Source organism: Arthrobacter sp. B2a2-09 (genome assembly GCF_027587375.1).
Classification (GTDB): domain Bacteria; phylum Actinomycetota; class Actinomycetes; order Actinomycetales; family Micrococcaceae; genus Arthrobacter.
In genome coordinates, this window is the sequence record NZ_JAMXIC010000016.1 from 1 (window position 1) to 15,096 (window position 15,096).

At 63.8% G+C, this 15,096-nt stretch carries 8 protein-coding genes and 1 pseudogene; 3 read left to right on the forward strand and 6 right to left on the reverse strand.

What is annotated here, in order from left to right; all coding sequences use genetic code 11:
- The first annotated feature begins 192 nt into the window (after positions 1 to 192).
- The 3 genes and pseudogenes from NFJ07_RS16275 (at position 193) to NFJ07_RS16285 (ending at position 4,399) form a co-directional block, all read left to right on the forward strand.
- Positions 193 to 1,887, forward strand: a complete 1,695-nt coding sequence (locus tag NFJ07_RS16275) for a formate--tetrahydrofolate ligase (RefSeq protein WP_269995872.1) — start codon at positions 193 to 195, stop codon at positions 1,885 to 1,887.
- Positions 1,888 to 2,055: 168 nt separating this feature from the next.
- Positions 2,056 to 3,015, forward strand: a complete 960-nt coding sequence (locus tag NFJ07_RS16280) for a DUF559 domain-containing protein (protein ID WP_269995874.1) — start codon at positions 2,056 to 2,058, stop codon at positions 3,013 to 3,015.
- 171 nt (positions 3,016 to 3,186) lie between these two features.
- Positions 3,187 to 4,399, forward strand: a pseudogene (locus tag NFJ07_RS16285) (IS3 family transposase).
- A 227-nt stretch (positions 4,400 to 4,626) separates the two neighbouring features.
- On the opposite strand, the gene NFJ07_RS16290 reads toward NFJ07_RS16285, so the two are convergent.
- The 6 genes from NFJ07_RS16290 to NFJ07_RS16315 form a co-directional block, all read right to left on the reverse strand.
- Entirely contained in the window at positions 4,627 to 5,712 is a 1,086-nt protein-coding gene (locus NFJ07_RS16290; protein WP_269995876.1) for an inositol-3-phosphate synthase, read from the reverse strand.
- 165 nt (positions 5,713 to 5,877) lie between these two features.
- Positions 5,878 to 6,915 carry an L-glyceraldehyde 3-phosphate reductase gene (gene mgrA / locus NFJ07_RS16295; protein ID WP_269995877.1) on the reverse strand — a complete coding sequence of 346 codons (1,038 nt, stop codon included), beginning with the start codon at positions 6,913 to 6,915 and terminating at the stop codon, positions 5,878 to 5,880.
- Positions 6,916 to 6,992: 77 nt separating this feature from the next.
- On the reverse strand, positions 6,993 to 8,750 hold the full coding sequence (gene treZ / locus NFJ07_RS16300) for a malto-oligosyltrehalose trehalohydrolase (protein ID WP_269995878.1): 1,758 nt from the start codon (positions 8,748 to 8,750) through the stop codon (positions 6,993 to 6,995).
- A gap of 57 nt (positions 8,751 to 8,807) precedes the next feature.
- On the reverse strand, positions 8,808 to 11,126 hold the full coding sequence (treY, locus tag NFJ07_RS16305) for a malto-oligosyltrehalose synthase (protein ID WP_269995879.1): 2,319 nt from the start codon (positions 11,124 to 11,126) through the stop codon (positions 8,808 to 8,810).
- The gene (gene glgX / locus NFJ07_RS16310; protein WP_269995880.1) at positions 11,123 to 13,477 is read right to left on the reverse strand and encodes a glycogen debranching protein GlgX; all 2,355 of its coding nucleotides are present in this window, start codon (positions 13,475 to 13,477) and stop codon (positions 11,123 to 11,125) included. The genes treY and glgX overlap by 4 nt, the downstream gene beginning before the upstream one ends.
- Positions 13,478 to 13,551: 74 nt before the next feature.
- Positions 13,552 to 15,096, reverse strand: a complete 1,545-nt coding sequence (locus NFJ07_RS16315; RefSeq protein WP_269995881.1) for an NAD(P)H-hydrate epimerase — start codon at positions 15,094 to 15,096, stop codon at positions 13,552 to 13,554.

The following is a 15,096-nucleotide window of genomic DNA, read 5'->3' on the forward strand; positions in this document are numbered from 1 at the left end:
ATTCCTGGTTCTCGCCCCACGCGATTAAACGGACTTGCTATGAGCCCTTGGTACCGTTCCAGCCTGACACGTAGGGCAATTCCCCAAACCCTCGCTCACCTATGAGCCCCATCCCGACGACGCTCGCTCACCTATGGGGACACGACTGGTAGATTGTCGCGGACAGTGTTCCGCACGGAGTTGAGGACAAGGATGTCTGAAAACAAGATCTTGAGCGACCTTGAAATTGCCCAGAATGCAGCCATACGTCCCATCGAGGAGATCGCGGAGCGTGCCGGGATCAACGTCGACGCATTGGATCTGTACGGTCGGTTCAAGGCAAAAATCGATCCCGCCAAGCTCCGTCTCCCGGACGCCAAGCGCGCGGGCAAGATAGTCCTCGTCTCGGCTATGTCCCCGACGCCGGCGGGTGAGGGGAAATCGACAACAACGGTAGGCCTTGCCGATTCCTTGGCACGGGCTGGTCACCGCGTGATGATCGCGCTGCGCGAACCGTCCCTTGGCCCGATCCTGGGCATGAAGGGAGGGGCGACCGGTGGCGGCTACTCCCAGGTTCTTCCCATGGACGAGATCAACCTGCATTTCACGGGCGACTTCCACGCGATCACCTCCGCCAACAACGCCCTCATGGCCCTCGTGGACAACCACATCTTCCAAGGCAACGAGCTCAACATCGATCCCCGCCGCATGACGTTCAAACGGGTCTTGGATATGAACGACCGGTCGCTGCGCGAGGTCATCATCGGCCTGGGTGGGCCTGCTCAAGGAGTGCCACGACAGGACGGTTTCGACATAACCGTAGCCTCCGAAATCATGGCCGTCTTCTGCCTCGCGACGGACTTGGATGATCTCCGCGAGCGCCTCGGCCGAATCACTTTCGGATACAGCTATGACCGGCGGCCGGTTACCGTGGCCGATCTCGGTGTCCAGGGGGCACTCACCATGCTGCTGAGGGACGCCATCAAACCGAATCTCGTGCAGACCATTGCCGGCACCCCAGCTCTGGTGCACGGCGGCCCGTTCGCGAATATCGCACACGGCTGCAACTCGCTCATCGCCACACGAACGGCCCAACAACTCGCAGACATCGTGGTCACGGAAGCGGGATTCGGCGCCGACCTTGGGGCCGAAAAGTACATGGACATCAAGTCGCGCATCGCGGACGTGGCGCCGTCCGCCGTCGTGGTGGTCGCAACTATCAGGGCGCTAAAGATGCAGGGCGGCGTCCCGAAGGAGCTTCTCAAGGAGCCGAACGTCGAGGCGCTCGCTGCCGGCGTCGAGAACTTGAAACGGCACGTGCACAATGTCGAGAAGTTTGGCGTCACACCGGTTGTTGCAATAAACAGATTCGCGACGGACACAGCAGAAGAGCTCGAATGGCTGCTGGCCTGGTGCGCCCAGGAGGGAGTCCAGGCGGCGGTGACCGACGTCTGGGGTCGAGGTGGAGGGGGCGACGGCGGCGACGAGCTCGCGGCGAAGGTCGCAGCGGTGGTGGCTGCAGCAACGCCGTCGGACTTCCGTCATTTGTATCCTCTGAGCCTGTCTGTGGAGGACAAGATCCGTACGATCGTGCAGGAAATCTACGGCGCCGACGGAGTGGAGTTCTCGGTCCCTGCGCTCCGGCGACTGGCGGACATCCGCAAAAACGGCTGGAGTGGAATGCCGGTTTGCATGGCCAAGACGCAGTATTCGTTCACCGACGACGCTTCGCAGTTGGGCGCCCCCAAGGGATTCACGGTGCACGTGCGCGAGCTGATTCCCAAGACCGGAGCAGGCTTCATTGTCGCGCTGACAGGTGCCGTCATGACCATGCCCGGTCTGCCCAAAGAGCCCGCCGCGATGCGAATGGACGTCGATGAGCACGGCAACCCGGTGGGCCTCTTCTGACGCTCGCTCACCTATGTGGCACTTTCGGGAAACCCTCGCTCACCTATGTGGCACTTTCGGGAAACGCTCGCTCACCTATGGCCCCCGAGGACGACCAGATCCACAGCCGAATCCCGAGCCTGTGGATAACTTCTGCGGGCACCGGCCCGTTTGCGCAACAATACGGTTATGCGAAACGAGTTTGCCCTTCCCGCTGAACTGCTTTCAGGACCTTTCACGCTCGCGCAGGCCCAGGCCCAAGGTGTCCCGCGCAGCCGCCTGCTTCGCGCCGACGTCGAACGCGTCAGCCGTAGCCTCTACCGTCCGATCGGCTGGGACTTCGACCTTGAGTCCGCCGCCCGTGCGCTGTCGGCCGCTACCCCCGGGGCCTGGATCTCCCATGTGACGGCGGCGCGCCTTCGCTGTTCCTGCCTTCCGCCTTGGCTTGCCGATTCGACGGAGCTGCACCTGAGCAAGCCGCGATCGTTGCCTGGAGCCCGCCGCAAAGGCGTGATCGGGCATAGGGTGACGGCGGCCGTGAACGAGGTCGAATCCGTTGATGGAATACGGCTCAGCACCCGCCCTCGCACTTGGCTGGACATGGCCAGGCTGCTGCCTTTGAACGACCTCGTTTGTATGGGCGATGAGCTGATTCGCATTCCCCGCCAGGCGCTGGAAGGACGAGACACGCCGTTCGCGAACCTTGACGAACTTCGTGCTCTGGTGGAGCGGCATCCAAATTTACAGGGCGTCGTGCGTGCCCGGCAGGCGCTCGAGCTAATGCGCGTGGGCGCGGATTCCGCGCCTGAGTCCCTGCTTCGCTTGGCCATGCTGGACGCTGGAATCCCCGAACCCGAACTTCAACTCAAGTTGCGAACTGACGATCCGTTCTCGCCGTCGGCCGATTTGGCGTTTCGCCAAAGGCGGGTCGCCATCCAGTACGACGGCGGCCATCACCTCGCGGAGGCCCAGACACTCAGTGATCGACGCCGGAACAAAGCCTTCGAAGCAGCCGGATGGACCGTTCTCGTGTTCCGCAAGGACGATTTGGCAGATGGTTTCGAGCTAGCAACCAAGAAGATCAAGAAGGCGCTGCGATCAGCGTGGGTCGATCCCGCCGTCGCATCCGGCTTTGCAAGCGCCGGGTAGGGAGCGAGCGTGCGCGAAACACGCCCCAAAAGTGAGCGAGCGTTAAATGACAGACGCTCGCTCACGTATACGTGAGCGAGCGTCCACCAAAAACCCGTTATAAGTGAGCGAGCGTCCGCCAGTGCGGCCGTATGGTTTTGTGAGACAGCTTGATGGGAGCCTCAGTTTCAGATGACCACCCGCAGAAAGACATACGACGCCGCGTTCCGGGAGGAATCGGTTCGACTGGTTTTGTCCTCGGACCGGCCGGTGAAGCAGATCGCCCAGGAGATCGGGGTGAAGGAAAGCACGCTGGGGAACTGGGTACACCGGTCCCGCGACAAGCAACCGGACGCCCCTGCCCAGGCTGAGGGCCGGGGCCCGGTGGCGTGGGATGAACACCAGAAAGCGCTGGCCGAAAACGCCAGGCTGAAGGCCGAGGTCGAGTTCCTGGGAAAAGTCAGCGCCTTCTTTGCCGCGAAGCAAAAGTAGAGGATTTCTACGAGTTCATCGAAGCTGAGAAGGCCAACCATCCCGTGGTGTGGCTATGCCGGAAATTGAACGTCTCCCGGGCCTCGTTCTACCGGTGGCGCAAACCTGCCGGCCCTTCACCGCGGGCGCTGCGGCACGGGGAGCTGGTCACCGCGGTCACCAAGCTCTACACGAAGGAGTCCGGGCGTGCCGGCCGGGACCAGCTGACCCTGCTGCTGAACGCGGCCGGGACCAAGGTCTCCGCCCCGACCGTGGGGGCCATCATGGCCGAGCACGGCCTGCGGGCCATCCGCACCCAGGCCTGGAAAAAGACCACGCTCCAGGACCCCCAGGCCAAGACCGCCCACATCGAAAACCACATGCTCGATCCCGAGGGCAAACGCGACTTCACCTCCACGGTGCCCGGGACCCGGCTGGTCGGGACATCACCTACCTGCGCACCGGCGAGGGCTGGCTCTACCTGGCCACTGTCATCGACCTCTTCTCCGGCATGGTCATCGGCTGGTCCATGGCCGAACACCTGCGCGCCAGCCTGTGCACCGCGGCCCTGCGGATGGCCCGGAACCACGGCCATTTCGCCGGAAACTCCGTCGTCTTCCACTCCGACCGGGGCACCCAGTACACCTCCGACGAATTCCAGAAATGGTGCGCCCAGAACGGGGTCACCCAGTCCATGGGCAAGGTCGGGGTGTGCTGGGACAACGCGGTCGCCGAGAACTTCTTCTCGCACCTGAAGACCGAGTTCTACCACCACGAACGCTTCGGTTCCAGGCTCGCGGCCCGGACCGCCGTGATGGACTACATCGAGGGCTGGTACAACCGCCGCCGGCCCAACCGACGGGCCGGCGGCGTCCCGCCAGCCACCGCCCACGCAAACCACCACACCAGCGTCCAGGAACCCCTGGCCGCCTAACCAAAACAAAACAACGAAACTGTCTCAAAAACTTGACGACCGCACAGAAACCCGTTATAAGTGAGCGAGCGTCCACCAAAAACCCGTTATAAGTGAGCGAGCGTCCGCCAGAAACCCCACACAAGTGAGCGAGCGTCCATCAAAAACCCGACATAAGTGAGCGAGCGTCCACCAGAAACCCGTTATAAGTGAGCGAGCGTCCGGGGGGCGGGAGGGGAGGAGCGCGGTTAGCGCTCGACGTCGCCGCGGATGAAGGCCTCGACCTTTTCGCGGGCGAGATCGTCGTTGAACTGTTCCGGCGGGGACTTCATGAAGTAGCTGGAAGCGGAGAGCAGCGGGCCGCCGATGCCGCGGTCCAGGCCGATCTTGGCGGCGCGGATGGCGTCGATGATCACGCCGGCGGAGTTCGGGGAGTCCCAGACCTCGAGCTTGTATTCCAGCGACACCGGAGCATCGCCGAAGTTGCGGCCTTCGAGGCGGACGAACGCCCACTTGCGGTCGTCCAGCCAGGCGACGTAGTCGGACGGGCCGATGTGGACGTCGTCGGCATGGAGCTTGGCCTCAACGTTGGAGGTCACGGCCTGCGTCTTGGAGATCTTCTTGGATTCCAGCCGGTCGCGCTCCAGCATGTTCTTGAAGTCCATGTTGCCGCCGACGTTCAGCTGGTACGTGCGGTCCAGCGTAACGCCGCGGTCTTCGAAGAGCTTGGCCATGACGCGGTGCGTGATGGTGGCGCCGATCTGGCTCTTGATGTCATCGCCGACGATCGGCACACCAGCGGCGGTGAACTTGTCGGCCCATTCCTTGGTGCCCGCAATGAAGACGGGCAAGGCGTTGACGAAGGCGACACCCGCGTCGATGGCGCACTGCGCGTAGAAATGCGCGGCATCCTCGGAACCAACGGGCAGGTAGCAGACCATGACGTCGGCTTTGGCTTCGCGCAGTGCGGCGACGATGTCCACTGCCTCTTCCGGAGCCTCGACGATGGTCTCGCGGTAGTACTTGCCCAGGCCGTCCAAGGTGTGGCCGCGCTGCACGGTCACGCCAGTGGAGGGGACATCGGCGATCTTGATGGTGTTGTTCTCGCTGGCGCCGATGGCGTCAGCGAGGTCCAGGCCGACCTTCTTGCTGTCGACGTCGAAGGCAGCGACGAACTGGACGTCGTTGACGTGGTATTTGCCGAACTCAACATGCATCAGACCCGGAATCGTGGCCTGGGGGTCGGCATCGCGATAGTAGTGGACACCTTGGACCAGCGAAGCGGCGCAGTTACCTACGCCGACAATGGCGACACGAATCGGATGTGAAGACACGGAACTCCTTTGAGAACTAACCTCAGGTGCCTAGCGCGTCAGTACCTGAATGTACGACGGCGTCTTAAAGGCACAGCGCCATTCGGCGCTCTTTGCATTGTAACCAACCCGAACGGGGCCGGCTTTGTTCCCAGCCGGCCCCGCAAGTGTATTAAGTTTCCGAATCTACTTCTGCGCCCACAGATTGATGTCGGATTCGACGGCGAACTCGTCAATCGCCGTCAGTTCTTCAGTGCTGAACTCCAGGTTGTTGATCGCAGACACGGTGTCCTCCAGCTGCGCGACACTTGAGGCGCCCACCAGGGCCGAGGTCACAGGCGAACCCTTGGGCTGCTCGCGCAGGATCCAGGCGATAGCCATCTGGGCGAGGGTCTGGCCGCGTCCTTCGGCAATGGCGTTCAAACCACGCACACGGTTCAGCTTTTCCTCTGTCAGCGCAGTTTCGGACAGGAACCGTTCCTTGGCGGCGCGCGAATCCGCGGGGATTCCGTTCAGGTACCGGTTGGTGAGCATTCCCTGTGCCAGCGGGGAGAAGGCGATGGATCCTGCGCCAACCTGGTCAAGCGTTTCGTAGAGGTTGGGCGAACCGTTCTCGGTCCAGCGGTTGAGCATGGAATAGCTGGGCTGGTGGATGAGCAGCGGTGTGCCCATCTCCTTGAGAATCCGGGCGGCCTCGAGGGTCTGGTCCGGAGTGTAGGACGAGATGCCGGCATAGAGCGCCTTGCCGGAACGGACTGCGTGGTCCAGGGCGCCCATGGTTTCTTCCAACGGCGTTTCGGGATCGGGACGGTGGCTGTAGAAGATGTCCACGTAGTCCAGTCCCATGCGCTGAAGCGACTGGTCCAGGCTGGAGAGCAGGTACTTGCGGGAGCCCCATTCTCCGTAGGGGCCGGGCCACATGTTGTAACCGGCCTTGGTCGAAATGACGAGTTCGTCGCGGTACGGCTTGAAGTCGTCCTTCAGGTGGCGGCCGAAGTTCGTTTCAGCCGAACCGGCCGGCGGACCATAGTTGTTGGCGAGGTCGAAGTGGTTGACCCCGAGATCGAAAGCCCGGCGCAGGATGGCGCGCTGCTCTTCGAACCGCTTGTCGTCGCCGAAGTTGTGCCATAGTCCCAACGAGATCGCGGGAAGTTTAAGGCCGCTGCGTCCGACGCGGCGGTAGGGCATGTTTTCATAGCGGTTTTCCGCAGCCGAATAAGTCATACGTACCATCCTGCCACCGCCTTCGAGGCCCGAAGTGCAATGCCCGTCATGTGGGCGCGGTCACCTTCGGCTCACGGTCACTTAAGGCGCACGACGGCGGCGCTCTCCCCCGGGAGTGTCAGCTTTCCGTTCCCGACGGCGGCCGCGGAGTCCGTGGCGAGCAAGACTTCGCCATCCATGGCCTTCGCCAGTGTCCGGTCCCCAAAGTTGCAGGCAACCCTCACGGCGCCCCGGCTAAGAACCAGCCATTTGTCCTCTTCGCTGAAGTCGACGTGGGTGTCAGTGAATCCGCCGCCCGCGAGCTCCGGCGTCGAGCGCCTGAGGTTCGCCAACGCCCGGTAAAGTTCCAGCAATCGGGCGTGATCGCCGTCGTGCGCTTCCTCCCACTTGAGCTTGGAGCGGCTGAACGTCTCCGGATCCTGGGGGTTGGGCACCAAGGCGGGGTCCCAGCCCATCCGTTCGAATTCCTTGAGCCGGCCTTTTGCTGTGGCCTCCGCCAGCCATTCCTCGGGATGCGATGTGAAGAACTGCCAAGGCGTGGACGCGCCGAATTCTTCGCCCATGAAAAGCATCGGGGTGAATGGCGACGTCATGGTCAGTACGGCGGCCAGCGCGAGCCTGCCGTAAGACAGGCTCGCACTGAGGCGGTCGCCGGCGGCGCGGTTGCCGATTTGATCGTGGTTTTGGTTGCAGACCACCAAAGCGGCAGGATGAACCAGCCCCGGGCGAATGGGGCGGCCGTGATGCCTGCCGCGAAAGCTTGAGTGGCTCCCGTCGTGGAAGAAACCGTGTTCAAGCACCTTTGCCAGTGCGCCCAAGGAATCGAAATCCGCATAGTAGCCAGCTGTCTCGCCGGTGAGGTTCACGTGTACGGCGTGGTGGAAGTCGTCACTCCATTGCCCTTCCAGGCCGTAGCCATTGGTGTCCCGGCGGTAGATCAGGCGCGGATTGTTCAGGTCCGATTCCGCAATCAAGGTCTTGGGGACGCCTGTTTCGGCTTCGATGCCATCCGCAAGGCTGGCCAGGTCTTCCAGGATATGGACGGCGCGATCATCGCGGAGGGCATGTACGGCATCGAGGCGCAGCCCGTCCACGTGGAAGTCGCTCAACCACATAGCGGCGTTGTCCAGAATGAATTGACGGACTTCGTCGGAGCCGGGGCCGTCCAGATTCACCGAATCGCCCCACGTGTTGCCTTCGCCGGACTTCAGGTAGGGGCCGAATTTCGGCAGGTAGTTCCCGCTGGGCCCCAGATGGTTGTAGACCACATCCTGGATCACACCGAGTCCGGCAGCGTGCGCGGCATCCACAAATCGCTGATAGGCCTCCGGTCCGCCGTAGGCCTCGTGGACGGCGAACCACAGCACGCCGTCGTACCCCCAGTTGTGGGGGCCGTTGAAGGCGTTGACCGGCAGGAGCTCCACGAAGTCGATTCCCAGTTCAACGAGGTAGTCCAGTTTTTCCGCGGCTGAGTCCAGGGTGCCTTCCGGGGTGAAGGTCCCGAGGTGAAGCTCATAGATGACCGCGCCGCCGAGCCCGTGCCCGGCCCAATCCGCGTCGTTCCACGCATAGGACGAGGCGTCGAAGGTGCGGGAAAGGGCATGGACCCCGTCCGGCTGGCGCTGCGACCTCGGGTCGGGAAAAGGCCCCTCGCCGTTCACCAGATAGCCGTAGTCGGTCCCGGCCCGCCGAGGTACGTCCGCCGTCCACCAGCCGGCGGCGCCGTCGTCGTACGACCGCATTTCGTGGTGCTGACCCGCCGCGAGCAGAGTGACAGACTCTGCAAACGGGGCCCACACGTCGAACCGTTTCCCCGCGTTGGTCTTCCCGGCCATCGCTCCCCCTCAATCATCTCGTCCGGGCTTCGCTTGCCCGCCGTTGTTGTGCTCTGGCTAGCTAACGGGTACGAGCAAGGCCACCGGGTATCTCTGCAGAAGCCTTGCGAGCTGCACCTCGCCCGCAGGGTAACTGTTGCCTGTGAGTTCATCCTGGACCGCGCTCCCAAGACGAATGACGGTATCCTGCCACCCGCCGTTCCGCTCAAGCTTCCGCGGGAGCCTGGTGGCCAAAGTGATGGCACCACCACCTGCGGCGGGGGCTCCGCGGTCGAAGGCGATCAGATGTTCGGCTGCGGGACCCTCCGCATTAAGGGGACTGTATCCACCGAAGAGCTCCGGCCGGTCCCGGCGCAAGCGCAGTGCCCGGGAAGTCAGCAGCAGCTTAGCCAATTCGTCCCGCGCTTCAGTCTGGACACCGGCGTCGAGGGCTGCGAGCGCGGCTCTCCGCCGTTCGAAGTCGACCGCGCGCCGGTTGTCGGGATCGGTGAGTGAACGGTCCCAAAACTCGGTGCCCTGGTAGACGTCCGGTACGCCGGGCATGGTCAGTTGAACAATCTTTGCCGACAGTGAGTTGGACGTCCCGTACGGGTCCACAAGGGCAACGAACTCTTCGAGAGCGGCCGTCACCTGCGGCACTTCGAAGACGGCGTCGACGGCGGAGGCCAGCTTCACTTCGAACCCTTCGTCCGGCTCGGTCCAGCTGGTGGAGTTGCCGGCTTCGCGTGCCGCCTTGACGACGTAACCCTGGAGCCGTTCCCGGCTGGCCGGCCACGCACCCGCGATGGCTTGCCATACGAGAGCTGCGAGTGGCCCGTCGGAAATCGGCGCAAGTTCCTGCATGCGATCCACGAATGCTTCCCATTCGGGGACTGCCTCGGAGATAGCCGAGATTCTGGCCCGGGTGTCTTCGCTTCGCTTGGTGTCGTGCGTGGTCAGTGTAGTCATGGACAGCGGCAGCAGGGCCTGGCGACGTAGCATGCGCTCGTGGAATCCAGCCGAGGACAACGCGAATTCAGTAGGATCTGCTCCCACTTCAGTCAGCGTGCCAAGGCGCGTGTAGCGGAAGAACGCAGTGTCTTCCACGCCCTTGGCCATGACCATGCCGGAGGTTTGCTGGAAACGGCGGCCCAGTTCACGGCTGGCGTCGAGCAGCAGTGGAAGCAGCGCCTTGAGGACCTGGTCCAAGTCCGGCCTGGTCCGGGCAGCCCGTTCAACGGCCTCCACCAAGGTGTCTTTGCCATACGGGAGATAGCTCCGGTAGACATGAAACGAAGCGATGGTCTCAGCCAGGGCGTCGGCCACCCCCGGACGGGGCAGCTCCGGAGACTCCGGTACGAGCCTCGCAAGCCGCAGGACTTCCGAATGCAGGATGCCGTCCGCAATACGCCGCTTGGTGCCGTGAATCATGGCTTGGTAATCGGCCGGCGACCTGTTGCCCCGGAGCCTGGCATCCAAGGCATCAAGCTGCACCTCGGCGTCGGGATCCACGAAAAGGCGGTCGACGTCGGCGAGTGCGTCGTAGCCTGTGGTCCCCTCGCAGTCGAAGTTCTCCGGAAGCTCCTCCCCCGGCTCGAGGATCTTCTCGACGAGCAGATAGGAGCCAGCCGTGGTTTCCTTCAGGCGCTCCAGGTACCCGGCAGGGTCCGCGAGCCCGTCCGGGTGATCGATCCTCAGCCCGTCCACAAGCCCGTCACGGAACCATCGGGCGACCTCCGCGTGGGCTTCCTCGAAGACCCAGGGGATTTCGACGCGGATCCCGGCCAGCGTGTTGACCGCGAAGAATCGGCGGTAATTGAGCTCGTCGTCAGCCCGGCGCCAGCCGACCAGCTCGTAATGCTGGCGCGCATGGACGTCCCTGGCGCTGTCACCCGCGACGTAGCTGCCTTCGGCCAGCGGGAAGCGGTGGTCGAAGTAGCGCATTTCGCCGTCGACCACCTCTAGCTTGTCGACGTCGTCGTCGCTGCCGAGGACCGGGAGCAGGAGCTTTCCGCCACCGAAGTCCCAGTCGACGTCGAACGCTTCTGCATAGCGGGAGGCCCTGCCCTCTTTGAGGAGGGACCACCACCAGGCATTTTGCGGAGGCGACGCAACGCCCATGTGATTCGGGACGATGTCCACCAGCACTCCGAGGCCGGCTTCCCGTGCCGCCTTGGAGAGCGCTGCGAGCCCTTCGGCGCCGCCGCGCGAAGCATCCACGGTGGACGGGTCCGTGACGTCGTAACCGTGCTCCGAGCCCTCCTCCGCCGTCAGGATGGGCGACAAGTACACCCAATCCACCCCGAGCTCACGCAGATAGCCGGTGAGGGCCGTCGCGTCCTGGAGCGTGAACGAAGGCCTGATCTGGAGCCTGTACGTGGAGACGGGTGTCCTCATGATCCCCCGTTCTTGGCGGTGCGTGGCTTTCTGGGCTTCTTTGGCGCAGCTTTGGTTTCGGGGGCAGCCTTCGTCTCCTGGGCATGGTGCTTTTTCGGTTCAGGTGCTGCTTCCGGTACAACACGGAGCGTCCGGGTGGTGGGTGCCGGTGTGGCTGGCGCAGTCAAGGAAGCCGTTTCGGGCGTGGTTGTCTGCGACAACGCGGCGAGGGACGCTGCCACGGAATGGTCCGGGTCCGTGTCCGGGATGCTGTGTGCCCGCAACACCACGAGTGATTTGGCCCCGACACCTAGGACTGCTTCCGCCGGTACGGGCTCAGTGTCCGCTCCGCCCCCGGCGGTGTCGATGATGATGTCCCATGCAGGTGCGTATTCGTCCGAGGGTACCTTGAAACCGACTTCGTCGTCGTGGGCGTTGAAGTAGAGCAGGAAGTTGACGTCCGTGATGCGCCGGCCTTGGTTGTCCCGGCCGCGGATGCCGTCACCGTTGAGGAACACGCCCACGGAGCGCCCGAAGCCGCTGTCCCAGTCCGACGGCGACATGGTGGTTCCGTCGACGTCCAGCCAGACGATGTCCGGGAGCCGCTCGCCTTCGCCTCGTAGTACCGGCCGTCCGTCGAAGAAGCGACTGCGCCGGAAGGTGGGGTGCTTGGCGCGCAAAGCGCTGACCGCGGCCGTGAACTCCACGAGTGGCTGGTCCACGCTGTCCCAGTTGATCCAGGTCAGCTCAGAGTCCTGGCAGTAGCCGTTGTTGTTCCCCCGCTGCGTCCGGCCGAGCTCGTCACCGTGCAGCAGCATCGGGACACCCTGGGACAGGAGCATCGAGGCGATGAAGTTCCGCTGCTGGCGGGCACGAAGGCCCAAGACCTTCGGATCCTCCGTGGGCCCTTCGACACCGCAGTTCCAGGAGCGGTTGTGGGATTCGCCGTCGTTGTTGCCCTCGCCGTTCGCCTCGTTGTGCTTCTCGTTGTAGGACACCAGGTCAGCCAAAGTGAAGCCGTCGTGGGCCGTGACGAAGTTGATGGATGCCACCGGGCGGCGGCCGGAATGCTCATAAAGGTCCGCTGACCCCGTCAACCGCGAGGCGAACTCGCCCAGGGTCGCGGGTTCGCCGCGCCAGAAATCACGGACCGTGTCCCGGTACTGGCCGTTCCATTCCGTCCACTGCGGCGGGAAGTTTCCCACTTGGTAGCCACCCGGGCCGACGTCCCACGGCTCGGCGATCAACTTGACCTGCGAGACTACCGGATCCTGCTGGATGAGTTCGAAAAAGGTGGACAGCTTGTCCACGTCATAGAACTCACGGGCCAGCGTGGACGCGAGGTCGAAGCGGAAACCATCCACATGCATTTCGGTGACCCAGTAGCGCAGGGAATCCATCAGCAGCTGCAGCGAATGCGGGCTACGGACGTTCAGTGAGTTGCCGGTGCCCGTGTAGTCCATGTAGTGCTTCTCGTCACCATCCATCAGACGGTAATACGCGGCGTTGTCGATGCCCTTGAAGGACAGCGTGGGGCCCAGGTGGTTGCCCTCGGCCGTGTGGTTGTACACGACGTCGAGGATGACCTCGATGCCTGCCGTGTGCAACGCCCTGACCATGGCCTTGAAGTCCTGGACCTGCTGGCCGGTATCGCCCTTGGAGCTGTAGCTGTTGTGCGGGGCAAAGAACCCGATGGTGTTGTAGCCCCAGTAGTTGTTCAGCCCCTTGTCCTGCAGGATGCCGTCGTTCGTGAACTGGTGCACCGGCATGAGCTCAATCGCTGTCACCCCGAGCTTCTGCAGGTGGGAAATCACGGCCGGGTGCGCCACGCCGGCATACGTGCCGCGCTGTTCCTCCGGAACCTCAGGATGGAGCTGGGTCAGGCCCTTGACATGCGCCTCGTAAATCACGGACCGGTGATACGGGATGCGCAGCAGCTGGTCACCTGCCCAGTCGAAGAACGGGTTGATGACCACGCCCATCATCATGTGGGGCGCGGAATCCTTGTCGTTGCGGGAGTCCGGATCCCCCATGTTGTACGAAAACAGAGCGGGATCCCAGTCGATCTGCCGGTGTATGGCCTTTGCGTACGGGTCCAGGAGCAGCTTGTTGGCATTGAAGCGCTGCCCGGCGGCAGGGTCATACGGGCCGTGCACGCGGTAGCCGTACTTCTGGCCCGGCTGGACATGCGGCAGGTAGCAATGCCACACATAGCCGTCCACCTCGTTGACGGTGTAGGAAATTTCGTCCCCGTCGTCGTCAAAGAGACACAATTCCACCTTTTCCGCCTTCTCGCTGAACAGCGCGAAGTTGGTTCCCGTGCCATCGAAAGTGGCCCCCAACGGGTATGCGGTTCCTGGCCAAATGTCCATGTGTTCTCCTTCACGTGCCGGATAACTTCCTGCCAGCCTAGCCAGACTATGTGACATTCAAGGAACATCCGGGATCATCCGGTGCGATGTTCCTTGAGAAAGCGGAAGACGCCGGGGACCGCCCTGGCGATATCGGAAGCGGTCAATGGCCCGCTCGCCGAGGCTGCGCTGCCGGCCATTCCGTGGATGCTTGCGCCGACAGCGGCCACCGCAGCCCAGCGCTCGTCAGGGGCGATTCCCAGTGCAGCGAAGGGTCCGTCGTCGTCCAGCCCGGATTCGGCGTACGCTGCAGCCAGCGCGCCGACTATCCCGCCAAGAACGTCCCCGCTGCCTGCCGTTGACATCCACGGGCACCCGTCCGACTGGCTGAAGACCGCCCCGGAAGGCGAGGCAACCAGCGTTGTGGCACCTTTGAGCAGGACGACCGCGCCGGTGTGCTCCGCCGCGAGCCGGGCGAAGTGCACGGTCCGCGATTCCACGTCCTCACGCGTGACGCGCACTTCGCCTCGGCCAAGAAGGGCAGCGAGCTCCCCGGCGTGCGGGGTCAGGATCCAGTTCGGCGGGCAGCGTTCCGGCAGGAGCTCCAGGGCTCCGGCGTCGACGACGGCGGGCTGGCCGGCGCCGGACGCTGCGGCTATTACGTCACGGGCGCGATCGGTTTGCTCGGCTCCGTCCAGGCCAGGACCGAGCAGCCACGCCTGGACCCGGCCGGGCTCGGCTGGCTCCCAGATGGCTTCGGGGGTTCGTGCCAGGACCTGCCGCGCCACGGCTTCAGGTCCGAGGTACCGCACCATTCCGGCGCCCGCCGCGGAAGCGGACTCGACACAGAGAGCAGCGGCCCCGGTGTAGCGCTCGGAACCTGCCACGATGCCCAGGACTCCCCTGGTGTACTTGTGGGCCCGACGCCCCGGGTCCGGCAGCACGGCAGCCAGATCGAGGGCAGAGAAACGGCGCAGGGCAGGTGCCGGAAGATATTCGTCGATGCCGATTGGCACCAGGATCACGCGTCCGGCACAACCCTCACCTGGATCGGCCATCAGTCCAGCTTTGACTCCTCCGAATGCAACGGTCAGCCGCGCCGTCAAGACGGGCCAGTGGACCTCGCCTGTGTCGGCGTCGACTCCGCTGGGAATATCGCAGGCCACAACCAAATCGGGTCTTAGCTCCTGCAACGCAGCAATCAATTCCGCAGCCGAACCGCCGAGGCCACCCCGGGCACCCGTGCCCAAGATGGCGTCAATGACCACATCGTCGCCGGCAACCAGGACGGCTAGTTCTTCGGCGTTGTCCTCGTCCAAAACATGGACGCGTCCGCCGGCGGCGCCGAAGGCCGCGAGTGCGTCAGGATGGGCGGAACCGGCGGTGAGCACCGCCGTCGTGCGCATGCCACGCCCCGCGAGCATTGCCGCGGCGAAGAGACCGTCCCCGCCGTTGTTCCCTTTGCCCGCCAGCACCGTAACGCTCGAGCCGTAAAGGCGGCGGCCTTCCGCACGGAGTTCACGGACGACGGCGTGTGCCAGTCCGTGTGCCGCGCGCTGCATGAGAACAGCGCCTTCGCCGGCATCAAGAAGCGGCTGTTCCGCTGCCCTGATCTGTGTTCCGGTGAAGGCGCTGATCAT